23 protein-coding genes are annotated in these 25,664 nt (G+C 67.4%); 11 read left to right on the top strand and 12 right to left on the bottom strand.

Annotation, left to right across the window (positions count from 1 at the left end):
* Complete coding sequence (gene pepN / locus OF829_RS03910; protein WP_264938637.1) at positions 1–2,586, bottom strand: aminopeptidase N; 2,586 nt, start codon at positions 2,584–2,586, stop codon at positions 1–3.
* 141 nt (positions 2,587–2,727) lie between these two features.
* Here pepN and OF829_RS03905 point away from each other — a divergent pair, with 141 nt between their 5' ends.
* The 3 genes from OF829_RS03905 to OF829_RS03895 all read left to right on the top strand — a co-directional run bounded on the left by OF829_RS03905 (position 2,728) and on the right by OF829_RS03895 (position 7,109).
* A complete protein-coding gene (locus OF829_RS03905; protein WP_264938636.1) occupies positions 2,728–4,401 on the top strand; it encodes a M28 family metallopeptidase in 1,674 nt (557 codons plus the stop codon).
* 71 nt (positions 4,402–4,472) lie between these two features.
* Positions 4,473–6,092 (top strand): M28 family metallopeptidase, encoded by a 1,620-nt coding sequence (locus OF829_RS03900; RefSeq protein WP_264938635.1) that lies wholly within the window; start codon positions 4,473–4,475, stop codon positions 6,090–6,092.
* A 210-nt stretch (positions 6,093–6,302) separates the two neighbouring features.
* Positions 6,303–7,109, top strand: a complete 807-nt coding sequence (locus tag OF829_RS03895) for a Rossmann-fold NAD(P)-binding domain-containing protein (protein ID WP_264938634.1) — start codon at positions 6,303–6,305, stop codon at positions 7,107–7,109.
* Here OF829_RS03895 and OF829_RS03890 read toward each other — a convergent pair.
* From OF829_RS03890 to OF829_RS03870, 5 genes are all read right to left on the bottom strand, one after another.
* Positions 7,019–7,876 (bottom strand): DMT family transporter, encoded by an 858-nt coding sequence (locus OF829_RS03890; protein ID WP_406701394.1) that lies wholly within the window; start codon positions 7,874–7,876, stop codon positions 7,019–7,021. The two genes, OF829_RS03895 and OF829_RS03890, sit on opposite strands and share 91 nt — an antisense overlap.
* Before the next feature lie 56 nt (positions 7,877–7,932).
* Entirely contained in the window at positions 7,933–8,934 is a 1,002-nt protein-coding gene (locus OF829_RS03885) for a threonine aldolase family protein (RefSeq protein ID WP_264938633.1), read from the bottom strand.
* A 41-nt stretch (positions 8,935–8,975) separates the two neighbouring features.
* Positions 8,976–11,231, bottom strand: coding sequence for a transglycosylase domain-containing protein (locus OF829_RS03880; protein WP_264938632.1), 2,256 nt, complete (start codon positions 11,229–11,231; stop codon positions 8,976–8,978).
* A gap of 106 nt (positions 11,232–11,337) precedes the next feature.
* Entirely contained in the window at positions 11,338–12,924 is a 1,587-nt protein-coding gene (locus OF829_RS03875) for a serine hydrolase (protein WP_264938631.1), read from the bottom strand.
* A gap of 158 nt (positions 12,925–13,082) precedes the next feature.
* Complete coding sequence (locus OF829_RS03870; RefSeq protein ID WP_264938630.1) at positions 13,083–13,649, bottom strand: HNH endonuclease; 567 nt, start codon at positions 13,647–13,649, stop codon at positions 13,083–13,085.
* Positions 13,650–13,747: 98 nt separating this feature from the next.
* Here OF829_RS03870 and OF829_RS03865 point away from each other — a divergent pair, with 98 nt between their 5' ends.
* From OF829_RS03865 to egtD, 5 genes are all read left to right on the top strand, one after another.
* Positions 13,748–14,710 carry a glutamyl-Q tRNA(Asp) synthetase gene (locus OF829_RS03865; protein WP_264938629.1) on the top strand — a complete coding sequence of 321 codons (963 nt, stop codon included), beginning with the start codon at positions 13,748–13,750 and terminating at the stop codon, positions 14,708–14,710.
* A gap of 9 nt (positions 14,711–14,719) precedes the next feature.
* Positions 14,720–14,956: a twin transmembrane helix small protein gene (locus OF829_RS03860; protein WP_264938628.1), complete on the top strand. Its 237-nt coding sequence runs from the start codon at positions 14,720–14,722 to the stop codon at positions 14,954–14,956.
* A gap of 3 nt (positions 14,957–14,959) precedes the next feature.
* Entirely contained in the window at positions 14,960–15,514 is a 555-nt protein-coding gene (locus OF829_RS03855; protein ID WP_264938627.1) for a cob(I)yrinic acid a,c-diamide adenosyltransferase, read from the top strand.
* A 61-nt stretch (positions 15,515–15,575) separates the two neighbouring features.
* Positions 15,576–16,850 carry an ergothioneine biosynthesis protein EgtB gene (egtB, locus tag OF829_RS03850; RefSeq protein WP_264938626.1) on the top strand — a complete coding sequence of 425 codons (1,275 nt, stop codon included), beginning with the start codon at positions 15,576–15,578 and terminating at the stop codon, positions 16,848–16,850.
* A complete protein-coding gene (gene egtD, locus OF829_RS03845) occupies positions 16,850–17,827 on the top strand; it encodes an L-histidine N(alpha)-methyltransferase (RefSeq protein ID WP_264938625.1) in 978 nt (325 codons plus the stop codon). Before egtB ends, egtD begins: the two co-directional genes overlap by 1 nt.
* 1 nt (position 17,828) lies before the next feature.
* Here egtD and OF829_RS03840 read toward each other — a convergent pair whose 3' ends face one another.
* Both OF829_RS03840 and OF829_RS03835 read right to left on the bottom strand, forming a co-directional pair.
* Positions 17,829–18,842: a DUF1176 domain-containing protein gene (locus OF829_RS03840; RefSeq protein WP_264938624.1), complete on the bottom strand. Its 1,014-nt coding sequence runs from the start codon at positions 18,840–18,842 to the stop codon at positions 17,829–17,831.
* Between the two features lie 12 nt (positions 18,843–18,854).
* The gene (locus tag OF829_RS03835; RefSeq protein WP_264938623.1) at positions 18,855–19,892 is read right to left on the bottom strand and encodes a DUF1176 domain-containing protein; all 1,038 of its coding nucleotides are present in this window, start codon (positions 19,890–19,892) and stop codon (positions 18,855–18,857) included.
* Between the two features lie 67 nt (positions 19,893–19,959).
* On the opposite strand from OF829_RS03835, the gene OF829_RS03830 reads away from it, so the two are divergent.
* Positions 19,960–20,829: a 3-hydroxyacyl-CoA dehydrogenase NAD-binding domain-containing protein gene (locus tag OF829_RS03830; RefSeq protein WP_264938622.1), complete on the top strand. Its 870-nt coding sequence runs from the start codon at positions 19,960–19,962 to the stop codon at positions 20,827–20,829.
* A gap of 15 nt (positions 20,830–20,844) precedes the next feature.
* Here the strand turns inward: OF829_RS03830 and OF829_RS03825 are convergent, their stop codons facing one another.
* From OF829_RS03825 to OF829_RS03810, 4 genes are all read right to left on the bottom strand, one after another.
* Positions 20,845–21,291 carry a hypothetical protein gene (locus OF829_RS03825; RefSeq protein ID WP_264938621.1) on the bottom strand — a complete coding sequence of 149 codons (447 nt, stop codon included), beginning with the start codon at positions 21,289–21,291 and terminating at the stop codon, positions 20,845–20,847.
* 1 nt (position 21,292) lies between these two features.
* Positions 21,293–22,621, bottom strand: coding sequence for a NupC/NupG family nucleoside CNT transporter (locus OF829_RS03820; protein ID WP_264938620.1), 1,329 nt, complete (start codon positions 22,619–22,621; stop codon positions 21,293–21,295).
* Positions 22,618–23,082 (bottom strand): surface-adhesin E family protein, encoded by a 465-nt coding sequence (locus tag OF829_RS03815; protein ID WP_264938619.1) that lies wholly within the window; start codon positions 23,080–23,082, stop codon positions 22,618–22,620. The genes OF829_RS03820 and OF829_RS03815 overlap by 4 nt, the downstream gene beginning before the upstream one ends.
* Positions 23,083–23,156: 74 nt before the next feature.
* Positions 23,157–23,753 (bottom strand): hypothetical protein, encoded by a 597-nt coding sequence (locus OF829_RS03810; RefSeq protein WP_264938618.1) that lies wholly within the window; start codon positions 23,751–23,753, stop codon positions 23,157–23,159.
* A gap of 111 nt (positions 23,754–23,864) precedes the next feature.
* Here OF829_RS03810 and OF829_RS03805 point away from each other — a divergent pair, with 111 nt between their 5' ends.
* Complete coding sequence (locus OF829_RS03805) at positions 23,865–24,554, top strand: queuosine precursor transporter (protein WP_264938617.1); 690 nt, start codon at positions 23,865–23,867, stop codon at positions 24,552–24,554.
* Positions 24,555–24,700: 146 nt separating this feature from the next.
* Positions 24,701–25,600 carry an acetylglutamate kinase gene (gene argB / locus OF829_RS03800; protein ID WP_264938616.1) on the top strand — a complete coding sequence of 300 codons (900 nt, stop codon included), beginning with the start codon at positions 24,701–24,703 and terminating at the stop codon, positions 25,598–25,600.
* Positions 25,601–25,664: the final 64 nt, after the last annotated feature.

Genomic DNA, 25,664 nt, shown 5'->3' with positions numbered 1-25,664 from the left:
TCAGTCCAAACTCTTCGTCGCCTGTTCGAACATATCCTTGCTCAGCCCCGGCGTCGCGACGATCCGTTCCAGTTCCGCGCGCATCTTCGCCGCCCGCTCGGCATCGAAGCGCTTCCAGCGGCCGAGCGGCGGGACCAGCTTCGCCGCGGTCTGCGGGTTGAGCTTGTCGAGCGCGATCAGCTGGTCGGCGAGGAAGCGGTAGCCGCGGCCCGAGGGGTGATGGAACGCCCGCTGGTTGACGCTGAACGCGCCGACCAGGGAGCGCGCCCGATTGGGGTTGGCCAGCGTGAAATCGCGGTGTCCCGCCAGCGCCTCGACCGACTCGGCCGTATCCTCGCGGGTCGACAGTGCCTGGGTCTGGAACCATTTGTCGAGCACCAGCGCATTGTCGGCATAGCGCTGGTAAAAGCCCTGGATCGCCGCCGAGCGCTTCTCCGAATTGCCGTTGACGAGCGTGCCGAGCGCGCCCTGCCGGTCGGTCATGTTGTCGGCGTCTTCGAACTGGGCGAAGGCCATGTCCGCCGCATCCGCCGCGCCGCTTGCGGCGAGATAGCCGAGCGCGACATTCTTGATCCGCCGCGCGCCCTTGCCGGCGGGCGAATATTCGAACCGGTTTGCGCGTACCGCGGCATAGGCCGCGCGCCACTCCGCCTCGAGGCTCTTGCCCAGTGCGTGGCGCAGCGCCTCGCGCGCGGTGAAGATCGCCTCGGGATCGACCACCGCCATCTGGTCGCCGATGAAACTGTCCGACGGCAGCAGCACGGCCTCGGCGATGAAGCTGCGGTCGAGCGCGGCGTCGGTCAGCGTGTTGCGCACCGCCTCGATCACCGGGCCATGGTCCGCGGCGCCGCCATTCACCGCCTTCACCAGCGTATCGAGCATCAGCTGCTGCATCGCCTCGTAGCGCGCGAAGGGGTCGTCGTCATGCGCCGAGAGGAAGGCGAGATCGGCCGCGGTCCGGTCGGTCTCGACGATGATCGGGGAAGAGAAGCCGCGGTTGATCGAGAGCACCGGCCTGGCCGCCACACCCTCGAACTGCAGCTCGGCCACCGGCTCGCTCAACAGCACCAATTGCTCGTCGGTCACCGCGCCCGCCTCGCCGAACAGGCGCAGCTTGAGCGGCAGCACCATCGGCGCCTTGTCGCTCTGGCCGGGGGTCGGCGGCACCTTCTGCTTGAGCGTCAGCGTCGCGCGCTGTGCCCCCGCGTCGTGCTTCAAATTCGCGGTGACGCGCGGCGTGCCCGCCTGGCTGTACCAGCGCCGGAACTGGGTCAGGTCCACCCCGCCCGCTTCCTCCATGCAACGGACAAAGTCCTCGCAGGTCGCGGCGGTGCCGTCGAAGCGATCGAAATACAGATCGGTCGCTGCGCGGAATTTCTCGGGGCCCAGGATGGTGGCCATCATCCGGATGACCTCAGCGCCCTTGTTGTAGATCGTCGCGGTATAGAAGTTGGAGATCTCGATATAGGCGTCGGGGCGCACCGGATGCGCCAGCGGCCCCGCATCCTCGGGGAATTGCGAGGCACGCAGCGCCCGCACGTCCTCGATCCTTTTGACCGCCTTGCTGCCCTGGTCGCCCGAAAAGCTCTGGTCGCGGAAGACCGTGAAACCCTCTTTCAGCGAGAGCTGGAACCAGTCGCGGCACGTCACCCGGTTGCCCGACCAGTTATGGAAATATTCGTGCGCCACCACCGCGGCGATCGCGTCATAATCGAAATCGGTGGCGGTATCGGGGTCAGCGAGGATGTAGCGGCTGTTGAAGACGTTCAGCCCCTTATTCTCCATCGCGCCGAAGTTGAAATCATCGACCGCGACGATGTTGAACACGTCGAGATCATATTCGCGGCCATAGACTTTTTCGTCCCACGCCATGCTAAGCTTGAGCGCGGCGAGCGCATGGTCGGTCTTGGCCAGATCGGGCGCGCGCACCCAGATGCCGAGCTGCACCTCGCGCCCGCCCATCGTCGTGAAGGTCCCGCGATTGGCGACGAGATCGCCCGCGACCAGTGCGAAGAGATAGCTCGGCTTGGGGAAGGGATCGTGCCACTCGGCCCAGTGCCTGCCGTCGCCCAGATCGCCCTGGCCGACCGGATCGCCATTCGCGAGCAGCACCGGGAAGCGCGCCTTGTCCGCAGTCATCCGCACCTTGTACCTAGTCAGCACGTCGGGCCGGTCGGGGAAGAAGGTGATGCGGCGGAAGCCCTCGGCCTCGCACTGGGTGCACAGCATCCCGCCCGAGGCATAGAGCCCCTGGAGCTGGGTGTTGCGCTCGGGGGCGATCGCCACCTCGGTCTCGATGCTGTGCGCGGCGCCGGCCAGCGGGATCACCAGGTCGGATCCGTCCATCGACCAGTCGGCGGCGGCGCCATCGACGCTGACCGAAAGCGCGGCCAGCCCGTCGCCGTCGAGCCGCAGCGGCCGGTCATGTTCGCCGTTGCGCGCGACCCGCAGCGTGGCCTTCACCCGCGTGCTGGCCGGATCGAGTTCGAAATCGAGGTCGATCTCGCTCACCAGCCAATCGGGTTCGCGATAATCCTCGCGCCGTGTGACCGTGGGAGCCTGGGTCGCGGTCTGAATATCTGCCATGATCAAGGCGATATAGAACCAACGCCGCACATCGCTACCGGAAAACGCCCCGGCCCCTGAGCGGACATTGCGAATCGAAGGTTGCGGTCGCGAACCTGCGTGCTACCCAAGCGCCACGCTAAAACCCCAGGGGCCTTCCATATGCTTCGATTTATCGCCGCACCGCTCGCCATGATGGCGCTCGCCTCCACTGCCTTCGCGCAGACCGCAGACCTCTCGCCCGTCCAGAAGAACAGCATCCTCAATGCCGAGCTTCCCGCCGATCAGGCGGCGATGAAGGCGCACGTCATGTTCCTCGCCTCGGACGAGATGCGCGGCCGCGACGCCGGGTCGCCCGAGTTCAACATCGCCGCGCAATATGTGGCGTCGCAATTCTATGCCGCGGGGCTGCGTCCGGCGGGCGATGACGGCTCCTATCTCCAGAAGGTGCCGCTGCTCGCCTATAAGCCGGTCAGCCAGGGCAGCTTCACGCTCACCCCAAAGGGCAAGAACGCGGCGCCGGTCGCGCTGACCTTCGGCACCGAATATCTCCCCAGCGCCGATCCGACCAGGGCCGAGACCAATGTCAGCGCGCAGGTCGTGTTCGTCGGCTATGGCCTCACCGCCCCCACGCTCGGCCGCGACGACTACAAGGGCGTCGATGTCCGCGGCAAGATCGTCGCCTTTTTCGGCGGCGCGCCCAAGAGCTTCCCGGGCGAGGAGCGCGCGCATTTCGGTTCGCCGACCACCAAGGCGTCGATCGCCAGGGCGCATGGGGCGATCGGCTTCATCACGATCGAAACCCCGGCCGCGGCCAAGGCCCGCCCCTTCAGTCCCCAAGGCTGGGACCGGGTCCGCATGACCTGGGCGCATGCCGACGGCACCGGCTTCTTCGCCGCCGAGGGCACGCCGGCGCTCGGCAGCATCTCGATGGTCGCCGCCGAGAAGCTGTTCGCGGGCTCCAGGACCCCCTGGGCGACCGTCGCCAAGCTTGCCGAGGATGACGCCGCCAAGTTCAAGGCCGAAGTCCTTCCGGCCACACTCAGCGTCAGCCTCAAGACCGAGACGACGCCGGTCACCAGCTACAATGTCGCCGGCATGATCCCGGGCAGCGATCCCACGCTCGCGAAGGAAGTCGTCGTGCTCTCGGCGCATCTCGATCATATCGGCGTCGGCCGTCCCAATGCGAAGGGCGACACGATCAACAATGGCGCGATGGACAATGCCGTCGGCATCGCCACGCTGATCGAGGAGGCCAAGCGCTTCAAGGCCTCGGGCAAGGCGCCGCGCCGCTCGATCCTGTTCCTCGCGGTCACCGCCGAGGAGAAGGGCCTCGTCGGCGCCGATTATTTCGCGCACAACCCGACGGTGCCCAAGGCGAATCTGGTCGCCAACGTCAATCTCGACATGCCGATCATCACCTACAAATTCACCGACATCATCGTGTTCGGCGCGCCGCGCACCACCCTCGGCCCGATCGTCGAGCGCGCGGCGAAGGGGATCGGGGTGACGATCTCGCCCGATCCGCTTCCGGATGAGGGGCTGTTCGTCCGCTCGGACCATTACCGCTTCGTCCAGCAGGGCATCCCCTCGGTCTTCCTGTGGCCGGGCGAGGGCGGGCCGGGCAAGGCGGCGGTGGAGGCCTTCCTCGCCAACAACTACCACAGGCCCTCGGACGAGCTCGTCCAGACTCCGCCGATCGATTGGGAATCGGGCGTGCGCTTCATCGAGGTCAATTATCGGATCGCGCGCGAGATCGCCGATGCGGACGTGCGGCCGCTCTGGAACAAGGGTGACTTCTTCGGTACGCTCTATGGAGGGCCGGGGGCGAAATAAGCTCCCGATGTCCTTCTTCTTCCCGCGCGGGCGGCCATCGCCGCCCGCGTGTTCTTTACGAGAGGCGCCTGATGCTGCGTAGATTGTTGCTTCTTCCCCTGCTGCTGTTGGCGCCTTTCGCCGCGCAGGCACAGGTCGCCCCCCTCACCCCCGAGCAGACCGAGCTCAAATCGACCGTCCAGTTCCTCTCGGCGGATTCGATGCGCGGGCGCGAGGCGGGGACGCGCGATTTCGATGTCGCGGCGGATTTCATGGCCAGCCAATATATGGCCGCAGGGCTCAAGCCCGGCGGCGCGAACGGCAGCTGGTTCCAGCCGGTCAGCCTCGTCTCCTATCGCCCGACGCGCGACGGCACGATGGCGCTGACCCGCGGCAAGACGCTGATCCCGATGGCCTATGGCAAGGATTTCCTGTCGAGCCCGGTGCCGAGCAGCCCCGAGTTCAAGGCCTCGGGCCAGGTCGTGTTTGTCGGCTATGGGATCGTCTATCCCGAAGGCAAGCGCGACGATTACAAGGGGCTCGACGTGCGCGGCAAGGTCGTCGCCTTCCTGCCGGGCGTGCCCAAGGGCTTCCCGACCGAGGTCGCGGCGCATCTGGGGGACGACGACCAGAAGGCGCGCTTCGCCGCGGCCCGCGGCGCGGTCGGCGTGGTCACGATCGAATCGAACCAGACCCACGAGGATTACGCCTTCGACCGGATCGTTCCCTATTGGGCCTATGAGCGCACCACCTGGGCCAGCCCCGACGGCAAGGCGTTCGACGTGTCGCCGGCCGCCCCGGTCTTTGCCTATGTCAGCTGGGCGGGCGCGGAGAAGCTGTTCGCGGGCTCGAAGATCAAATGGGCCGATGTCCTCGCCGCCGACAAGAAGGGCGCGAAGATCCCCACCGGCGCGCTCGGGGTGACGATGGACGCGGTCAGCAAGACCCGCAACCGCTTCACCAAGAGCCACAATGTCGTCGCCGTGCTCGAGGGGTCGGATCCCGTGCTCAAGGACCAATATGTCATCCTCTCGGCGCACCTCGATCATGTCGGCGTCGGCGAGGCGGTGGGTGGCGACAGCATCTATAACGGCGCGATGGACAATGCGGTGGGATCGGCCTCGATCCTCCAGGTCGCGCGCATGTTCCAGCGCTCGGGCAAGCGCCCGCGCCGCACGATCATCTTCCTGTCGCTCACCGCCGAGGAGAAGGGGCTGATCGGCTCCTCCTATTACGCGCACAACCCGACCGTGCCGAAGGAGAAGATCGTCGCGGACGTCAATCTCGACATGCCGATCCTCACCTATGCGGTCGAGGATCTGGTGGTGCAGGGCGGCGAGCGGTCGAGCATCGGCCCGGTGGTCGCGCAGGTCGCGGCGGGCGAGGGGCTGAAGGTCGTCCCCGATCCGACCCCGGAGGAGAATTTCTTCGTCCGCTCGGACCATTACAGCTTCGTCCAGTCGGGTATCCCTTCGGTGTCGATCGATACCGGCCCGGGCGGCCCCGGGGCCGCGGCGCAGAAATATTTCCTCGACAATAATTACCACAAGCCGTCGGACCAGATCGACCTGCCCTTCAATTGGGATTCGGCCGCCAAGTTCGTGCGGATCAATTACGGCGTGGCGCGCATCATCGCCGATGCCGACCAGCGCCCGAGCTGGAACAAGGGCGATTTCTTCGGCGTGCTGTTCGACGGCTACGGAGCGAAATAGACTCCGATCCGACGATCAAATCGAGAAGGCCGGGGGTGACCTCGGCCTTTTCCATATCCGTCATCCCGGCGAAAGCCGGGACCCAGCTAAGCCTTCTTCTCTTCGTGGCTTTGCGTCTTTGTGTGAGTCATTTTTGCTCACACAAAGCCATCAGGGCACCAAGAAGAAGCTGGGTCCCGGCTTTCGCCGGGATGACGTAAGGAGCCGGGGATGCGTCTCTTCGTCTTCGGCCTCGGCTACACCGCCACCCGCCTCGCCACCGCGCTGGAGGCGCGGGGCTGGATCGTCTCGGGCACCACGCGCGAAAGCTTCACGGGCCGTGAGCCCGATCTCGCCGCCGCGACCCATATCCTCTCCTCGATCCCGCCCGATGGCGACACCGATCCCGTCCTCGAAGCCTATGGCGCCGCCCTCGCCCGCACCGGGGCATGGCTCGGCTATCTCTCCTCGACGGGCGTCTATGGCGACACGGAAGGCGCATGGGTCGACGAAACCGCCCCCATCGGCACGGGGCGCCGCGCCGCGCGCGCGCAAGCCGATGCCGGGTGGCTCGCGCTCGGCGCGCGCGTTTTCCGCTTGCCCGGAATCTACGGCCCCGGCCGCTCGGCGCTCGACCGCATCCCCGAATTCCGCGTCCACGCGCCGGGCCAGGTCTTCAGCCGCATCCATGTCGATGATATCGTCGCGGGCGTGATCGCCGGCCTGGACGGCCCTCCGGGCGCCTATAACCTCGCCGACGACGAACCCGCGCCGCAGGCCGAGGTCATCGCCCATGCCTGCCGCCTGCTCGGTCGCGTACCGCCGCCGCTCGTCGCACTGGACGAGGCGCAACTCTCTGCCAAGGCCCGCGCCTTCTATGGCGAGAACCGCCGCGTCTCGAACCTCAAGGCGAAGCGGCTGCTCGGCTGGCGGCCGCGCTACGCCAATTACCGGTTGGGCCTGCGCGCCCTCAGCGCGACGACCAGCCCCGCTACCACCAGCACGGTCCCGCCCGCGGCGATCCACGACCAGCGATAGCCCTCGAACAGGGTCGACAGGATCATCGCGATCACCGGGATCGCCACGCCGGTATAAGCCGCCTTGGCGGGCCCGATCGCCTGGATCAGCTTGAAATAGAGGTTGAACGCGACCGCCGATCCAAGCACCCCCAGATAGAGGATGCCGGCCCAATAGCCGAGGCGCCACTCGATCACCGGCGCCCCCACCGTCGCGAGCGACCAGGCCCCGTCGAGCGCCGCCCCCAGCAGCATCGCCCAGCCGAGCATCGTCGCCATCGGATAGGCCTTGGAGGTCCGTGTCGCCTGCATCACGTTCGCGATCGAGGCGAAGAGCACGCCGCCGAACGCGATCGCAATGCCCAGCACCACGTCATGCGTCTCCGCCCCGTCGAGCCGCGCCTCGTGCACGAACAGCAGCGCGACGCCCGCGATCGCGATCGCCGATCCGACCGTCAGCTGAGCGCCCATCCTCTGCCCCAGGAAGATGCGCGCGAGGATCGCATTGGGCACCAGCAGCAGCGCATAGACGACTGCCACCACCCCCGAGGTGATGTACTGCTCGGAGACATAGACGAGGTTGTAGTTGAGCACGAACTGGGTGACCCCCAGCGCCGCCGCGAACAGCATCCCGCGCGCGTCGAGCCCCAGCCGCTCCTTGCGCATCGCTGCCCAGACCAGCATCGCGATGCCCGCGACGATGAAGCGATAGGTCACCGACCAGCTCGGTGGCACGGTGTGGAGCTGGTCCTTGATGACGAGCCAGGTCGATCCCCAGATCAACGTCACGATCGCGAAGGGGATCAGGACCGAAAGGCGCGTGGAGCGGGGGGCGGTGTTGAAACTCACAACGCCGCGATCGCTTCGGCCAGCGGCCGGATCGCGTCCTCGCTCTGGTCCCAGCTGATCACCAGCCGCGCCTCGCCGACGCCCCAGTCGTAGAAATCGAAACCGAGCGTGCGCAGGCTCGCGGCCTCGCCGGCGCTGAGCCTCAGGAACACCTCGTTCGCCTCGACCGGGAAGACCAGCCGGTCCCCCGCCGCGCGCGCCAGCAGCGCCGCGCCAGCATTGGCTGCGCGCGCATTGGCGAGCCACAGATCGTCCTTCAGCATCGCCAGCAGCTGCGCCGCGAGATAGCGGCCCTTGGAGAAGAGCAGCCCCGCGCGCTTGCGGCGGATCAGCGTGGCGGCGGCAAGCTCGGGCTTGAAGAACACCAGCGCCTCGGCGCTCATGCCCCCGTTCTTGACGAAGCCGAAGCTCAGCGCATCGACCCCCGCGCGCCACGTCACCTCGGCGGGCGAGGCGCCCAGATGCGCCACCGCATTGGCGAAGCGCGCGCCGTCCATGTGCAGCCCCCAGCCACGCTCGCGGCACAGCTCGCCGATCGCGCCGACCTCGGCGGGCGTATAGGCCAGCCCATATTCGGTGGCGTTGGTGATCGAGACGGCGTGCGGCTGGACCTGGTGGACATCGGGCCGGATTCCCGAAACCGCATCGCCGATCGCTTGCGGGGTCAGCTTCGCCCCCGGCCCCTCGCCGAGCAGCAGGGTCGCGCCCCCGGTATAGAAGACCGGCGCCCCGCATTCGTCGACCTGGATGTGCGCATGACGGTGGCACACCACACCGCCATAGGGCGGGCAGAGCGCGGCGAGCGCAAGGCTGTTCGCCGAGGTGCCGGTGGGCAGCCAGAGCGCGCGCACGTTCGTTTCGAACACGTCCGAGAAAGCCGCGTCGAGCGACTGGCTCAGCGCATCGCCGTCATAGGCGGTATCGACATGGTTCGCCCGCGCCAGCGCGTCGAGCACCTGGGGGCAGACCGCAGCCGCATTGTCCGAGAAGAAGCGCATGCGGAGCCCTTGCGGCGCTCGCGCGCCAAGGTCAACCGCGCCTAATTGCCCTCGTTGGTCTTGGGACGAGACGGTGGCCGCTCGACCCGGGTCTCGATCCGCGGCCCCTGCGGCACGGTCGCGTCCTCGCGGCGGCGCGGCGCGTCGGGGCTGGGCGCGTCCGGCGGCCCGTCGGTCTCGACCTCGGTCTCCACCTTGCCGTCGCCCAGCGCCTTGGAGATCAGCTCGGGCACATCGTCGAGCCCGACCGAGCCATTATCGTCGATCAGATTCTCCACCGGCGCGGGTTCGCGCGCGACGGGCACGTTGAGCGCGCTCGTCATGAAGTCGCGCCACACCCGCACCGGCAGCCCGCTTCCCGCAAGCCCCGGGCTGGGTGAATTGTCGTCATTGCCCACCCACACGCCGACCACCAGATCGCCGGCATAGCCGATGAACAAGGCGTCGCGATTGTCCTGCGTCGTCCCGGTCTTGCCGAAGACGTCGATCGAGAGCCGGGCCCCCGTGCCCGTCCCCGATTCGACCACCGACTGGAGCATCGATTGCATCGCCGTCAGCGTCCGCCGGTCGAATTTGCTCGGCGCGCCGAACCAGCCCTGATCGTCCGTGTCGAACAGGCCGCGCGGCCGCACCGGATATGTGCCCGCAGCGATCGAGGCATAGGCGGCGGTGATCTCGAGCAGCGAGCCGGTCGAGGTGCCCAGCGCGATCGCCGCATCGTTGCCGATCGGCGTCGAGATGCCGAGGTTGCGCGCCTCGCGCGTGACCGCCGCGACGCCCAGCTCGCGCGTCAGCCGCGCCGCGACCACGTTGCTCGATTTGGCAAAGGCCTGGCGCAGCGTGATCGGCCCCGAATATTTGCCATTATGGTTCTCGGGCGACCAGCCGCCGAAGCTGACGGGCGTATCCTGGACGATCGTGTCCGGCGTCATCCCGTCGCGCAGCGCCGCGAGATAGACGAACAGCTTGAAGGTCGATCCCGGCTGGCGCCGCGCTTGGGTAGCGCGGTTGAAGGGGCTGGCGGCATAGTTGGTCCCGCCCACCATCGCGACCACGCGCCCGTCGGGATGCATCGCGACGAGCGCGATCTGCGACCTGCGCAGCCCGGCATTGCGCACCGCGCGCTCGGCCGCGCGCTGCGCCTTGATCTCGAGCGTGGTCTCGACGACCTGCTGGGTCGCGATCTCGCCCGCGCGGTCGCGCGCCTGGGGCAGCACCCAATCGGCGAAATAGCCTCCGTTGGGCAGCTGCTTGACGCGGTCGAGCTTCAGCGTCGCGAGCCGGATTTCGCTCGCCTCCGCCTTGCCGAGCAGCCCGCTATCGACCATCGCCGCGATCACCAGCTTCTGCCGCGCCTGCGCCCCTCTCAGATTGCCGGTGGGCGCGAGCCGGCTCGGCGCCTGCACCAGCCCCGCGAGCATCGTCGCCTGGCTGATCGTCAACTTGTCGGGCGTGCAGCTGAAATAATGCTGCGCGGCGGCGCGCAGCCCATACACATTGTCGCCGAAATAGACGTAGCTGAGATAGCGCGAGAGAATATCGTCCTTGGTCAGCCACGCCTCGAGCCAGAAGGCGATCAGCACCTCCTGAAACTTGCGTGTCGCGGTGCGGTCGGCGTTGAGAAAGGCGTTCTTGGCGAGCTGCTGGGTGATCGTGCTGCCGCCCTGCGAGCGCCCGCCGCCGCTGACATTGTTGACCAGCGCGCGCGTGATCCCGCGCGGATCGACCCCCCAATGGCTGTAGAAGCGCCGGTCCTCGATCGCGACAAAGGCGTTGCGGACATAGTCGGGCAGCTTGCGCAGCTCGTCCGGCTTGATCGGTTCGCCGATCACCGCGCCCCGCCGCGCGATCGGCGTCCCTTCGGCAGATCGCAGCTCGATCGAGGGCGGCGCGGGCGGCTGGAGCGACTTGGACAGCGGCGCGGTGAGCGCCAGCCAGCCGACCGCGAGGATGAAGAGGAAGGTGAACGCCCCCAGCCCGCGCCCCACCCATTTCCACAGGCTCGGGCGATAGAGGACGGGCAGGTTGCTGGTATAGGGCCCCGCCGCCACTGGCTCGGCCAATTCGAGCGGCGGCGGGGGTGGGGGCGGCGACGCGGCGCGCTGGCGCGGCGCTTCGGTGCGTGCATTGGGCGGCGGAAGGCCGCCGCTCAGCTCGAGCGTATCGAGCAGATCCTTGATCCGCGACTGGCTCTTCGCGGTCCAGCCCTGCGACGCCGCCGGACGCGGCGCGGGCTCCGCCTCCGGAGGGGGTCTCCGCAGCGGAAAGCGCCGTTCAAAATCGTCGTCGTTCGCCATCCGCGCTCAAACTACTGTGTTGTGTGAATAATACACACCGGCCCCGTTCCCGCAATCCTAGCCTGCTCCGCTGGTCGCGCCAATTCGGGCGTTCGGCGTAGGGGCGTCAGCGCACCGGCACGAAATCGAGATGCTGATAGTCATAGCTGAAGTCGGCGAGCGGCGAGAGCGCCTTCATCGTGATCCCCGTGACCGCCCCGTTCGCCACCTTGAAGGTCACCACGGCATCTTCCCCCGCATCCTTGGCGAAGCGGGTGCGGAACGTGTCGGGCCCCCAGGGATCGAGCACGCTCTTGAACACCGGGGTCGGGGTGAAGTCGATCCAGAGCTTGCCCGATTTCGCGCTCACCACGACATCGCCATACCAGGGATCGCGATAGCGCCCCGTATAGGCTGCGAGCGGCAGCGTGGGGCCGCCCGCGGGTGCGGTGTCCACGCCCCCGCTCACCGAGGCCAGCGCCTCCTTCTGCGCATTCTGCACGCGCGTCCGGTACGCCGCGACCCAGTCGAATGCGGGCGCGTCGATCAGCCGGTCGAGGATCGCGTTGCGGATCGCCGAGGAGACGCCCTCCTCGACATTGCTGAACACCGACACGCCGATGCCCCGCGACGGCAACAACCCCGAATAGGTCACCTGCCCCGAAAGCCCGCCGCTATGCTGGATCATCCTGAGGCCGCGATAGTCCTGCACGAACCAGCCCAAAGCATAGGCCTGGAGGATCGCCCGGGTCGGATTGTCAGCGGTCGGCCCGTCGCTCGACGCGGTGATCGTCTGCGGCGCCCACATCTCCTTGGCCTGCGCCGGCGACCAGAGCGGCTTGCCGTCGGGCAGCTTGCCCCCCGCGAGCTGGACCTGCAGCCATTTCGCCATGTCGGTCACGCTGGCGTTGATCCCGCCCGCCGCGTCGACCATCGGCCCCTCGTCGGGCTGGACCAGCTCGAGCTTGCCGATCCCGCGCACCGGCGGCCCGAGCCGCGCGTGGCGCCCCGCGACATTGTCGGTCTTGAGCCACGAACGCGAGGGCACTGCATCGTCCATCCCGAGCGGCGCCATCAGCCGCGCCGCGACGAACTGCTGCCAGCTCATCCCCGCGACGCGCTCGGTCAGCACGCCCGCGACGAGATACAGGATATTGTCGTAATCATAGCCCGCACGGAATCCGCGCACCGGCTTGAGATAGGGCAGTGCCTTGAGCACGTCCCCGGCGACATGGCTGCTCGTCGGGAAGAACATCAGGTCCCCCGCGCCGAGCGGCAGTCCGCTGCGATGCACCAGCAGGTCGCGCACCGTCATCATCGCGGTGACCGCGGGGTCGTACATCCGGAATTCGGGCAGATGCTTCACCACCGGATCTTCCCAGCCGAGCTTCCCCTCGTCGACCAGCAGCGCCAGCGCGGCGGCGGTGAAGGCCTTGCTGTGCGAGGCGATGCCGAACCGCGTATGGACATCGACCGGCGCCGGCTTGCCGAGCGTCCGCACGCCATAGCCCTTGACGAAGGCTGGTCTGCCCGGCCGCACGATCGCCACCGCGATCCCCGGCGTCTCGAACGCGTCCATGAAGGGCTGCACGATCGCGTCGATCTCCGCCTCGCCGAGATCGGCCGCCCACGCCCAGCCGGGCACCGCAAGCGCCGCCGCGCTCCCCAGCGACAGCGCCAGCGCCCTCCTACGATCGACCTGGAATCCGCTCATGCTCCGCTCCCGGAATTTCGGGCGAACTTAGCCCCAACCCGCGCCGAAGGCGCAAGAATCTTTCTTCCTCTTCGCGTCTTTGCGTCTTCGCGGAAAAGAAATTTGATTCCGCAAAGGCACGAAGACGCAAAGGAAGAGGAGATCGCGCTTCGCGCGGGCTAGGCCTCCAGTTCGACGTCCCAATAGAGCCAGTCGCGCCAGGTCTCGTGGAGATGGTTCGGCGGGAAGCGGCGGCCATGGTCCTGGAGCTGCCAGCTGGTCGGGCGGATCGGCTCGACGTGGAGCGGCATCGCGGCTTGCCGGGGCGTGCGCCCGCCCTTCTTCAGGTTGCACGGCGCGCAGGCAGTGGCGACATTTTCCCAGGTGGTGCGCCCGCCTTGCGCCCGCGGGATGACATGATCGAAGGTCAGGTCCTTGGGAGAGCCGCAATATTGGCAGCAAAATTTGTCGCGGAGGAAGAGGTTGAACCGGGTAAAGGCAGGGAATTGAGAGGGCTTCACATATTGTTTGAGCGCGATGACCGAAGGAAGCTTCAGCCTCGCGCTGGGACTTCGGATTTCGCGTTCGTAGAAGTTCACTACATCGACGCGCTCGAGGAACAAGGCCTTGACCGCGGTCTGCCAGGGCCAGACGCTCAACGGATAATAGCTCAGCGGAGTATAGTCGGCATTGAGAACGAGCGCGGGACAGCTGTCCGGATGGCGGATCAGATCGGGATGATACATGCGCTCCCTCGCCCCATTTGCGTGTGTCCGCCTTTCGCCAGGAAGCGTGACGCTGTCATGACAGCACAGCGCGCGACTCGCGGTCAAGGGCCAGTTTCATGAGAGTCACTACGCGATTCGCGCCAAGTCCGACGGGGCGGCTGCACCTGGGTCATGCCTGGTCGGCGATCCAGGCGCACGACTTCGCCCGCGCGCATGGCGGCGCCTTCCTGCTGCGGATCGAGGATATCGACGGCACGCGCTCGCGGCCCGAGCATGTGGCGGCGATCCTGGCGGACCTCGAATGGCTGGGGCTGGCGTGGGACGGCGACGTCGTCTTCCAGTCCGAACGCCTCGCGCTTTACGACGCCGCCCTCGGCGGGCTGAAGGCGATGGGCCTGCTCTACCCCTGCTTCTGCACGAGGGCCGACATCGCGGCGAGCCTGAGCGCGCCGCATGGGGCGGAAGGGGCGGCCTATCCGGGGACGTGCCGGGGGCTGGAAGCGCCGGACCTGAGCAAGCCGCATTGCTGGCGGCTGGATGTGGCAGGCGCCCTAAACTCCCTCTCCCTGAAGGGAAGAGGGAAGGGGCCCGCTCGCGAAGCGAGTGGGAAGGGTGAGGGCCTGAGTCCCACAAGCCCTCACCCTTCCGCGGCTCCGCCGCTCCCTCCCTCTCCCCCAGGGGGAGAGGGACTTTGGTGGCACGACGCCTTTGCCGGCTGGCAATCCGCCACCCCCCACCTCCACGACGATGTCGTCCTCGCCCGCAAGGACGCTCCCGCCTCCTATCACCTCGCCGTCACCCTCGACGACGCCGCGCAGCACGTCACCCATGTCGTCCGTGGCAGGGACCTGTTCGAGGCGACGCATGTCCATCGCCTCCTCCAGCATCTCCTCGATCTCGCCACCCCCGAATACCGCCACCACGCCCTGCTCGCCGCCGCCGACGGCAGCCGCCTCGCCAAGCGCCACGGCGCGCCCACGCTCGAGGCGATGCGCCTCGCGGGCGAGGATGGCCGCGCGCTCGCCGATCGCCTGCGCGCCGGCCAGCTCCCCGTTGGAATCGCCCTCGCAAAGGACTAGATGTCCTTCATGACCCTGTTCGCCGTCCTGCTCATCGTCGCGCTGATGATCGCGACCTTCGTGACCCTGATCATGGGCCTCATCAACATGACCAAGTCGGTCAGGGGCGAGGCCGAGAGCGAAGGCGAGGGCCCCAGCGAGCGCGCGCTCAGGTCGAACAAGCTGATGTGGTACCGCATCTATTTCCAGCTCGGCGCGGTGCTGGTGATTGCGCTGCTGCTCTTCGCCGCCGGCGCCAATCGCTAGGCGGTGGTCAAGCTCAACAAGATATACACCCGCACCGGCGACGACGGCACCACCGGGCTCGTCGACGGATCGCGCGTGTCGAAGGCCGATCCGCTGATGGCGGCGATCGGCGATGTCGACGAATGCAATTCGGCGATCGGGGTCGCGCGCATCCATTTCGCCGGGTCGGACAGTTTCGATGAAATGCTTGCCCGCATCCAGAACGACCTGTTCGATCTCGGCGCCGATCTGGCCACCCCCCTTGACGGCGACCAGAGCTATGCGCTGCGCGTCACCCCGGGCCAGGCCGAATGGCTCGAGGCGTCGATCGACCGGATGAACGGCGCGCTCGCGCCGCTCAAGAGCTTCGTCCTCCCCGCGGGCGAGCCCGGCGCCGCCGCGCTCCATCTCGCCCGCGCGATCGCGCGGCGCGCCGAACGGTCGGCGGTCGTCGCGGAAGCGCGCGGCGATGTGCTCATCTATTTGAATCGCCTGTCGGATTTCCTGTTCGTCGCGGCGCGCGCGGTGAACCAAAACGGAGCAGGCGAGGTTCTATGGGTTCCCGGCGGCTCGCGCTGACCTATATTTGAATCTTCCGGCGGTTGACGAACAGGGTTTCGCAGCCGATATGGAGAACATAATGAGAACAGAGTCGGCCCCCGCTGTCTCCGCGCTCGCCGAGCGCTTCGCCCGGGTGCGCGCGCTGAGCCGCGAGCTCGTGCGCCCGCTTTCGGATGCCGATGCCAGCGTCCAGTCGATGGACGACGCCTCGCCCGCGAAATGGCATCTCGCGCACACGAGCTGGTTCTTCGAAACCTTCGTGCTGCGCGATTTCGTCCCCGGCTATGCCCTGTTCGACACGCGTTGGCCGTTCCTGTTCAACAGCTATTACGAGGCCGAGGGCGAGCGCCATGCGCGCCCGATGCGCGGGATGCTGACGCGTCCGTCGCTCGCCGAAATCCTGCGCTATCGCGAGGCGATCGACATCACCTTGCTGGATGTTCTCGCCGATCTCCCGGGTGAGGCGCAAACTTTGGTGCAGCTCGGCTGTCACCATGAAGAGCAGCATCAGGAGCTGCTGCTCACCGACATCCTCCACCTCTTCGCACAAAATCCTTTGCAGCCAGCGCTTTGGCCCGGCGACCCGAAGGTCCCGGTCGCGATGCCGGGCCCGATCGGCTGGCTGGAAGGCCATATCGGACTCGTGGAAATCGGCTGTTCCGCCCCAACTTCGCCAGTTTCCGCGTCAAGTTTCGTCTTCGACTGCGAAGGCCCTCGCCACCGGACGCTGCTCACCCCGCACGCCATCGCCGACCGCACCGTCACCAATGGCGAATGGGCGGCCTTCATCGCCGATGGCGGCTATGCGACCCCAAGCCACTGGCTCAGCGACGGCTGGGCCTGGGTCAAGGCGAACGGCATCCATGCCCCGCTCTATTGGGAGCGGCTGGGGGGAATATGGACCCGCTTCGGGCTCGACGGCCGCCGCCCGATCGATCCCGCAGCGCCGGTGACGCATGTCAGCTTCTTCGAGGCCGATGCCTATGCCGCCTGGGCCGGCGCGCGCCTGCCGACCGAGGCCGAATGGGAAGCCGCCGCGGCGGGCCATGACTCGCTCGGCGGCAACCAGCTCGATGGCCCCGGCCCGGTCGAGCCGCGCCCCGCGGCGGAGGGCCCGGCCTTTTTCGGCGATGTCTGGGAATGGACCGGCAGCGCCTACCGCCCTTATCCGGGTTTCAAGACGGCTAAGGGCGCGGTCGGCGAGTATAATGGCAAGTTCATGAGCGGGCAGTTCGTACTGCGCGGCGGCAGCTGCGCCACCCCGCGAAACCATTTGCGCCCCAGCTACCGTAACTTCTTCTACCCGCACCAGCGCTGGCAATTCACCGGCGTGCGGCTGGCGAAGGATCTGTGATGCTCAAGCAGGAACTCGAAGACGGCCAGTCCTCGCTCGCCGATCCCGCCTTCCGCGCCGATGTCCTGAACGGGCTGGCGGCGCGTCCGCGCGCCATTCCCGCGCGCTGGTTCTACGATCGCCGCGGCTCGGAGCTGTTCGAGGCGATCACCGACTTGCCCGAATATTATCCCACCCGCACCGAAACCGCGTTGCTCGAGCGCGTCAGCCCCGAACTCGGCGCGCTCGCCGCGGACAATGCCGCGGTGGTCGAGTTCGGTTCGGGCTCCTCCACCAAGACCCCGATCCTGCTGCGCGCGATCAATCCCTCCGCCTATGTGCCGATCGACATTTCGGGCGATTTCCTCCGCCAGTCGGCGCGCGATCTGGGGCAGGCGTTCCCCGGCCTCCCGGTCTATCCGGTCGAGGCCGATTTTCTCCGCCCCGTGCCGCTGCCGCTACAGGTCGAGGGGCTGCCCAAGCTCGGCTTCTTCCCCGGCTCGACCATCGGCAACATGAACGCCTGGCACGCGGTCGGCCTGCTCCGCGCGATGCGGAGCTGGCTCGGCGAGGGCGCACGGCTGCTGATCGGGATGGACCGGATCAAGTCGCCCGAGATCCTGATCCCGGCCTATGACGACGCGCAGGGCGTTACCGCCGCGTTCAACCTCAACCTGCTCGAACGCATCAACCGCGAGCTCGACGGCACCATCCCCCTCGACGCCTTCGCCCATCGCGCGATCTGGAACCCTGACGCCGCGCGCATCGAAATGCATCTCGAGGCACTTCGCGACGTCAGCTTCGACGTCGATGGCCGCCCCTTCGGGATGCACGCCGGCGAGACGATCCACACTGAGAACAGCCATAAATACGGTCCCAACGGCGCCCGTCAGCTGCTCCGCGCCGGCGGCTGGACCCCGATCGCGGAGTGGACCGATCCCCGGGACTGGTTTGCGCTGATCCTGTGCGAAGCCCAGCCGATTCGAACGGCGCCCTGAGCTATTTGTACACCGGCTGGGCGCGGTAGCGGGTCATCCAGTTGCCCGAAAGGCGGCAGGCATCGAGCCCGTTGAACAGGGTCATGCGGAAGCGGCTGCCATCCCAGACCCATTCCCGGCTGATGCCGCAATCGCCCAGGCCCCGGCCCTTGGCATGGCTGTTCAGCGAGCCGTTCCCCGCGTCCCATTCGGCCTCGGTCAGCGTCGGCACCGGATCCCGATCGCTCTCGATGCCGAAGTCGAACTGCGCGGCCACGGCCTTGCCGTCGGTCAGCACATAGATGGCCGCCCAGCCCTGATAGGCGCCCATGCCGCAGGGCAGGAGGAGCAAGGTCGAACGCCCGTCGAGCCGGTCGAACTCGGGCTCCCATCCCTCGGGCATCGGCCCGTCGCACCCCGCCTGGGTCCTGAGCGCGGTGAGTTGCGCCGCCGGAAGCGTCGCCGCCTTGCCCCGCCCGGGCCGCATTGCCGGCACCTTGGGCAACGCTGCCGCGGCCGGCACCAGCACGGCGCTCTTGGGCCCGCGTGCCACCAACGCCGTCACCCCGCCCGCGCGGCCCTGCTCGGCATCGATATAGCGCAAGGCGGCCGACGAGCCGGTGAGCGAGATCGTCGCGATGATCTTGCCGTGCGAGCGCAGCGTCAGCTGGCGCGCGGTGGCGAACGCCCGGGCGATCCCCTCTGCGGTGCCGCCGGTCAGATGGATGCTGCCGTCGCGCATTGTGCCCGATCCGACCATGTGGCGGTCGATCAATATGTCGATGATCCCGGGCACCTCCCGGATCGGACTGATCGCGACCGTCACCGCGCCCGCGGGCCCCGCGTCGCGCGCAATGTCGAGTCCTGGCGCCTCGTCGCCGCTCCAGCTTTCGGGCATCAAGGCGGTCGCCTCGCAACGCTTCACATTGTCGCAGACCACCGCCCAATTGCCGAACAGCTTCTCCTGTCCGGGCGCGGGGGCGGCGGCCGTCAGCATGAGCGACGCCGCAAGCGCCAGCATTCTCCAGAACATCATCAAGTCGAAATCCTATTTGGCCAGCGCGCCGGCGCGATAGATGGTAAGCCAGTTGATCGAGCCGCGGCACTCACCCATCGCGCGCGCCGCGATCAGCCGGAACTTGGTGCCGTCCCACACATAATCCTCGGCCGCGCCGCAATCGCCGATGCCCCGGCCCTTGGAATAGCTGGAGAGCGTCGCGGTCTTGGCGTCGAAGCTGGCATTGACGAGGGTGGGTTCGCCATCCTCGCTCGAGGTCAAGCCCGGCGGGAAATCGAAACCGGCGATCACCGGCTTGGCGCCGGGCGCGAGGATGAAGGGGACGCTCGAATAATTATAGGCGCCGCTCCCGCACGGCAGCAGCGCCAGCGTCTTGCCCCCGCCGATCGCGAACGCGTCGACCGCGGGGGGATCGCCCTCGCCGCCTTCATAATTGTCGTCGCATCCTGTGGCGCCGTCCATCGCCTTGCGCAGCGCCGGGGTGATCTTCATCGGCGTGCCGGCGGGGCGGACATAGCGCACCACCGGCCCGGTCATCGCGGCGGGCACGCTGCTCGCGGGCTTGGTTCCCCGCGCGACAAGCGCGGTGACGGTGCCCGCGCGGCCCTGGTCGGCGTCGATGAATCGCATCGCCGCCGACGAGCCCGCGAGCGAGGCGCGGCCGATCCGGTCGCCCTTGGCGTCGTTGATCGTCATGTCGCGCCCCTGCACCATCGCCGCGACGATCGCCGCGGCGGGCGCGCCGCTGATCCGCAGATCCTTGCTGGCGAGCAGGGTCCCGCTCGCCAGCACCTTGCCGTCGATGCGCAGCGACACCTTGCCGGTCACCTCGCCATAGGGCTCGACCACTATCGTCAGCGCGCCCGCCGGCCCGGGATCGCGCACGATCGAGAAGCTGAAATCCTCATAGCCCTGCCCGTCTGCGGGCACATTGTCGCCATCCTCTGGGATGAGCGAGGTCATCTCGCAGCGATGCTGGTTGTCGCACGCGACCGCCCAGTCGCCGAACGATTTGAGCGGGCCCGGCATGGGGTCGGCGAGAACGAGCAGCAGCGGCAGAAAAGGCATCCCGGCTCCTTGGCGTTTGACGATCGTTGCGCGTAGGAGAGCCGCAAATTCGGACGGAGCACAAGCCATGAAGACGGTAGGCGTAATCGGCGCGGGCCAGATGGGCGCGGGAATCGCCCAGGTCTCGGCGCAGGCGGGGTATCGCGTGCTGCTCTCGGACATGGATCTGGCGCGCGCCGAGGCGGGCAAGGCGGGGATCGCGAAGCAGCTCAACCGGCTGGTCGAAAAGGAAAAGATCACGGGCGATGCCCGCGATTCCGCGCTTGGCCGCATCGAGCCGGTGGGCGATGTTTCGGCCTTCGCCCCCTGCGATCTCGTGATCGAGGCGGCGACCGAGCGCGAAGCCATCAAGCGCATGATTTTCGAAAATGTCGGCAAGGTGCTGGGTACGGACGCGATTCTCGCGAGCAATACCTCGTCGATTCCGATCACGCGGCTGGCCCAGGCCTCGCCCGATCCGTCGCGCTTCATGGGGGTGCATTTCTTCAATCCGGTGCCCGTGATGGGGCTGATCGAGCTGATCCGCGGCCTTGCCACCTCCGACGCCACCGTCGCCGCGGTCGAGGCGTTCGGCCAGTCGCTCGGTAAGCGGATCGTCCATGCCAACGACGCGCCGGGCTTCATCGTCAACCGCGTGCTGATGCCGATGCTCAACGAGGCCTGCTTCGCGCTCGGCGAAGGCGTGGCGACGATTTCGGATATCGACGCGGCGTGCCAGCTCGGGCTCAACCATCCGATGGGCCCGTTCACGCTCGCCGATTTCATCGGGCTCGATACGTGTCTGGAGATCACCCGCGTGCTGTTCGAGGGCACGGGCGATCCCAAGTTCCGCCCGGCGCCCTTGCTGGTCAAATATGTCGAGGCCGGCTGGTACGGCCGCAAGAGCAGGCGGGGTTTCTACGACTATTCGGGCGCGGAGCCGGTGCCGACGCGGTAGCCCATACGGCTGACGCTAGAATTCCACTTCCATCGCCCCGCCCACCGGCACAGCCTCCCATTCGGCCGTCAGCTCGGCGATCCGCGCCCGGATCGCATCGATCGCCGCGGCATCGACCGGCAGCATCGGGCACCCCCGCGCCTCGCAGGTGACGCGGTAGAGATCGCGCACTTCCTCCGCCGGCGCGGTGCCGCCCGACCAGCCATCGCCCTGCAGCGCCTCGACCAGCCGCTCGACCCCGTCGCTCTCGCGCCCGCCTTCCATGGTGAGGGCCGCAACCTCGCCCGCCGCCACCCGGGCGATGAACCCCCGCGCGCCCAGCACGCTCTCGACCGCATAATGGACCATGTCGTGCGGGATGATCCGCTGCTTGGGGCAATCGAGCCCCTCGCTGCGGCCATCGGCATGGATCATCTCCAGCCGGTCCATCTTGCCCGCGCCCTTTGTGAAGATCAGGCGCATCTCACATCGGCGGGAGCAAAAGCCCGGCAAGCGCCGCGCTCATCAAATTGGCGAGGCTGCCCGCGAGCAGCGCGCGCAGGCCGAGCTTGGCGATGGTCGGGCGCTGGTTGGGCGCGAGGCTGCCGGTCGAGGCCATCTGGATCGCGATCGAGCTGAAGTTGGCGAAGCCGCACAGCGCGAAGGTGACGATCGCCTTGGTACGCGGCGCCAGTTCGGCCATTCCGCCCAGATCGATAAAGGCGACGAACTCGTTGAGCACCACCTTGGTGCCGAACAGCCCGCCGGCCGCGCTCGCATCGCTCCACGGCACCCCCATCAGGTACATGACCGGCGCGAACAAGGATCCGACGATCTTCTGGAAGCTGAGATCGCCCAGCCAGGTCTGCGCCCAGGCGCCGAGCGACGGGTTGATCAACTGCGCGAGCCAGACCAGCCAGTGCCCGAACCCGCCGAGCAAGCCATTGGCGAGCGCGACGAGGCTGACGAAGGCGAGCACCATCGCGCCCACCGCGACCGCGATCTTGACGCCGGTCAGCGCGCCGTTGGAGGCGGCCATGATGATGTTGGCGGCCTTTTCCTCCTCCAGGTCATGGTCGGCGGCGCGGATCACCTGCTCTTCCTCGCCGGCCACGCCCTCGAGCGGCAGTTCGCCGTCCTTGGGCGCGGCGGCATCGGGCATGATGATCTTGGCCATCAGCAGTCCGCCCGGCGCCGCCATGAACGAGGCGGCGAGGAGATAGGGGAGATAGCCCGGCCCGAGCAGGCTGGCATAGGCGGCGAGGATCGTCCCCGCGACGCCGGCCATGCCGATGGTCATGACCGCGAAGATCTGCGGCTCGCTCAGCCGCGCCAGATAGGGGCGGATCACCAGAGGCGATTCGCTCTGTCCCACGAAGATGTTCGCTGCCGCGCACAGACTCTCGACCTTGGTCACGCCGGTGACCACCTCGATCGCGCCGCCCACCCATTTGATGATGAACTGCATGATGCCGAGATGGTAGAGCACCGCGACCAGGGCCGCGAAGAAGATGATGATCGGCAGCGCCGATATCGCGAAGGCGTGGCCGAATTTGGGGTCGGTCGCGAGATCGCCGAAGATCAGGTTGGTGCCCGCCTGGGCATAGCCGAGCAGCGCCGAGACGCCCTCCGAAAGCCCCTGGATCGCGGCGATGCCCCACGGCGCACGCAGCACCAGCACCGCCATGCCCGCCTGGAGCAGGAATGCCGCGCCGACCACGCGAAGGCGGATCGCGCGCTTGTTGGCGGAGAAGAGGAAGGCGATCGCCAGGATCGCGGCGATGCCGAAGATACCGATCGGGAATCCGCTCACTGGCCGTTCCTCCGTGCGCGATCGGCAAGCATCGCCTTGCCGGTGTCGAATGGCAGCTGATGCCCGGCCGCGACATTGTCGGGACCGAGCTTGCCGTGATCGCAGATGAAGGTGGAGATCGCGGCGCCCTGGGTGCCGCTGTCGATCCACTCGTTCGGCAAGGTCTTTTCGCCGAGCGACTTGTAGCTTGTGTCGAAGGGTTCGAAGGCGATCATGCGCCCCCGCTTGCCCGCGCAATCGATCTCGATCTCGAAGCGATAGGCCAGCATGCCGTCGGTGGGCTCCGCCCATAGCGAGAACATCGACGCGCGCACATAGCCCGACTCGCCATCGCGGATGCTGTCCCGGTCGATGAACGAGATGTTCGAACCATCCTTGGCCGCCGCGACGAAATACCAGTCGGCGGCAGACGCAGGAGTGGAGACCGCCAGCAGGATCGCGGCACCGGCCAATCGCAACATGTTACACCCCCCCAAGCCCCGCGGGGCACAAAGGACGGAGCTTGGCGCGGGCGGAGGGGGATGGCAAGCCCGGCTCAGGTCACGACGATCTCGGGCGGCTGATAGATGGGGCAGCGCGTGGCATAGTCCGCGGTCATCGCCGCGAACTCGCCGCGTGCTGCTTCGACCAGCGCACCGGCCTGCTCGAACAGACCGTCGGGCAGCGGCGTCTGCGTGACGAGGTCGCCATCGCTATCGACCGCCGCGATCATCACCGGACCCTGTGCTGTCACCGCACGCAACGCGCCGATGGGGACCGAGAAATTGAGCTGGCGGTAGCCCAGACTCCTCAGGCTCTGCCAGCCGCCGCGAAGATTGGAAACGCGCTTGCCGCCGCGCCAGAGTTCGAGTTGCGCGCCGTCGACGCCCTTCGGTATCTGGTGCAGGGTGATGTTGAACCCGGCCGTGTCGGCCGGCGGCGACAGATCGGGGCTTTGCCAATAGATCGACGCCTCGATCCGCCCTCGCCGGTAGGTCCAGGATTGCACGACTCCGTCATCGCCGTCGGGGTTGTGTGGAAGGACGCGATTGGCGATGAGCACGCCGCCGCCAGGGCCCTGCCGCACGATGCGGCAGTCATGGGGATCGCCGGCCTGCAAGGCGAGCGCGACCAGCGGCAGGAGCATCATCATGGCATCTCTCCCTCGCGGCCGAGCATAACCCGGATCGCCGCGTCCCGCCACGACCGTCACGCATTCGTCACAGGGGGTTTACCATCGCGCATTTCGCGCTAGCCTCGCCCCATGGAAACCACGCCCCAGCCCGCGATCTCGCGCTCGCTCTTCATCTTCTCGCTTTTCTATGGCGGAATGGTCTGCATCGCCGGGGTGCTCGGCAACAAGCTGGTCTCGCTGGGACCGATCTCGGCGATCGGGCCGATGATCGGACTGGCGCCGCTGGCGGTGGAGGCGGGCATTTTCGCCTTCCTGCTGCTCGTCGCGATTTCGAGCGCGGTGGCCGAGGTCCATGGCCCGGCGACCGCGAACCGGCTGGTGCGCTGGGGCTTCCTCCCGCTGCTGGTGTCGATGGCGCTGATCGAGCTGGTGCTGCATCTGCCTGCGGGCGGCGGGATGGATCCGGGCCGGCTCGATGCGTTCGAGACGATCCTCGGCCAGAGCTTCCGCATGATGCTCGCCGGGCTGATCTCCTACGGCACCTCGCAGACGCTCAACGTCACGATCTTCTCGGCGCTCAAGGGCAGGGAAGGATCGAAGCTGCTCTGGCTGCGCGCGGCGATCGCGAGCGTGCTCAGCCAGGTCGTCGATACGGTGCTGTTCATCAGCATCTCCTTCTACGGCGTCTTTCCGATCGGCGGGCTGATGGTGGGCCAGATGGCGACCAAGATCGTGCTGTCGATCGTGCTGGTACCGGTGCTGATCTACATCTTCGTGGGGCTCGCACGGTCGCTGGACGGGAAGTCGTCCCCCGCGTGAGAATCGCGGCTCTTTCCTAAGCCGTTCGCCCTGAGTAGGGGCTGAGCTTGTCGAAGACCCGTATCGAAGGGGGCCTTCGATACGCCATTTCGGTACGCCCCTGCGGGGGCTACTCAATGGCTACTCAGGACGAACGGATATTTGAATTGACCAATAACGCTCCCGATCCGGCGCTGCTCGCCAAGGCCGAGACGCTCACCGAGGCGCTGCCCTATCTGCAGCGCTATGCCGGTGCGACCTTCGTCGTGAAATATGGCGGCCACGCGATGGGCGATCCCGAGCTGGCGCGCGACTTCGCCGAGGATGTGGTGCTGCTGAAAGCGGTGGGGATCAACCCGATCGTCGTCCATGGCGGCGGGCCCCAGATCGGGGCGATGCTCAAGCGGCTGGGGGTCGAATCGAAATTCGTGGGCGGCCTGCGCGTCACCGACGCCGCCACCGCGGAGGTCGCCGAGATGGTCCTGGCGGGCAAGATCAACAAGGAGATCGTTTCCTGGATCGCCGATGCCGGCGGCAGCGCGGTCGGCATTTCGGGCAAGGATGCGCGGCTGGTGCTCGCCGAAAAGGTCAAGCGCACCGAGCCCGATCCCAATTCGGGGATCGAACGGCACGTCGATCTCGGCTTTGTCGGCGATCCGGTCGCGGTCGATCCGACGATCCTGCACACGCTCGCGGCGCAGGGCTTCATCCCCGTCGTCGCGCCGGTGGCGCTCGGCAAGGACGGCGCGACCTACAATATCAACGCCGACACGATGGCGGGGGCGATCGCCGCGGCGTGCAAGGCGTCGCGCTTCTTCCTGCTGACCGATGTCGCGGGGGTGCTCGACAAGTCGGGCGCGCTGCTCACCGATCTCGATCCGGCGGGCATCGCCGCGCTCCAGGCCGACGGCACCATCTCGGGCGGCATGATCCCCAAGGTCGAGACCTGCGTGAACGCGGTCAATGCCGGGGTCGATGCCGCGGTCATCCTCGACGGGCGGGTGCCGCACGCGATGCTGCTCGAAATCTTCACCCGCCGGGGTGCGGGTACCCTGGTCCACGCCTGAGCCCGTTGCGGCCATCCCCCACCCACCCTAACTTGAGGCAAGCGTGATTTACGCTATGCCTGCG

This window comes from Sphingomonas caeni, from assembly GCF_026013415.1.
Classification (GTDB): domain Bacteria; phylum Pseudomonadota; class Alphaproteobacteria; order Sphingomonadales; family Sphingomonadaceae; genus Sphingomonas; species Sphingomonas caeni.
Note: the sequence above shows the minus strand (reverse complement) of the source record. Positions and strands in the feature narration are given on the sequence as shown.

Coding starts and splice junctions, on each gene's coding strand:
- pepN (WP_264938637.1), bottom strand. CDS start 2,586: ATGGCAGATATTCAGACCGCGACCCAGGCTCCCACGGTCACACGGCGC.
- OF829_RS03905 (WP_264938636.1), top strand. CDS start 2,728: ATGCTTCGATTTATCGCCGCACCGCTCGCCATGATGGCGCTCGCCTCC.
- OF829_RS03900 (WP_264938635.1), top strand. CDS start 4,473: ATGCTGCGTAGATTGTTGCTTCTTCCCCTGCTGCTGTTGGCGCCTTTC.
- OF829_RS03895 (WP_264938634.1), top strand. CDS start 6,303: ATGCGTCTCTTCGTCTTCGGCCTCGGCTACACCGCCACCCGCCTCGCC.
- OF829_RS03885 (WP_264938633.1), bottom strand. CDS start 8,934: ATGCGCTTCTTCTCGGACAATGCGGCTGCGGTCTGCCCCCAGGTGCTC.
- OF829_RS03880 (WP_264938632.1), bottom strand. CDS start 11,231: ATGGCGAACGACGACGATTTTGAACGGCGCTTTCCGCTGCGGAGACCC.
- OF829_RS03875 (WP_264938631.1), bottom strand. CDS start 12,924: ATGAGCGGATTCCAGGTCGATCGTAGGAGGGCGCTGGCGCTGTCGCTG.
- OF829_RS03870 (WP_264938630.1), bottom strand. CDS start 13,649: ATGTATCATCCCGATCTGATCCGCCATCCGGACAGCTGTCCCGCGCTC.
- OF829_RS03865 (WP_264938629.1), top strand. CDS start 13,748: ATGAGAGTCACTACGCGATTCGCGCCAAGTCCGACGGGGCGGCTGCAC.
- OF829_RS03860 (WP_264938628.1), top strand. CDS start 14,720: ATGACCCTGTTCGCCGTCCTGCTCATCGTCGCGCTGATGATCGCGACC.
- egtB (WP_264938626.1), top strand. CDS start 15,576: ATGAGAACAGAGTCGGCCCCCGCTGTCTCCGCGCTCGCCGAGCGCTTC.
- egtD (WP_264938625.1), top strand. CDS start 16,850: ATGCTCAAGCAGGAACTCGAAGACGGCCAGTCCTCGCTCGCCGATCCC.
- OF829_RS03840 (WP_264938624.1), bottom strand. CDS start 18,842: ATGATGTTCTGGAGAATGCTGGCGCTTGCGGCGTCGCTCATGCTGACG.
- OF829_RS03835 (WP_264938623.1), bottom strand. CDS start 19,892: ATGCCTTTTCTGCCGCTGCTGCTCGTTCTCGCCGACCCCATGCCGGGC.
- OF829_RS03830 (WP_264938622.1), top strand. CDS start 19,960: ATGAAGACGGTAGGCGTAATCGGCGCGGGCCAGATGGGCGCGGGAATC.
- OF829_RS03825 (WP_264938621.1), bottom strand. CDS start 21,291: ATGCGCCTGATCTTCACAAAGGGCGCGGGCAAGATGGACCGGCTGGAG.
- OF829_RS03815 (WP_264938619.1), bottom strand. CDS start 23,082: ATGTTGCGATTGGCCGGTGCCGCGATCCTGCTGGCGGTCTCCACTCCT.
- OF829_RS03810 (WP_264938618.1), bottom strand. CDS start 23,753: ATGATGATGCTCCTGCCGCTGGTCGCGCTCGCCTTGCAGGCCGGCGAT.
- OF829_RS03805 (WP_264938617.1), top strand. CDS start 23,865: ATGGAAACCACGCCCCAGCCCGCGATCTCGCGCTCGCTCTTCATCTTC.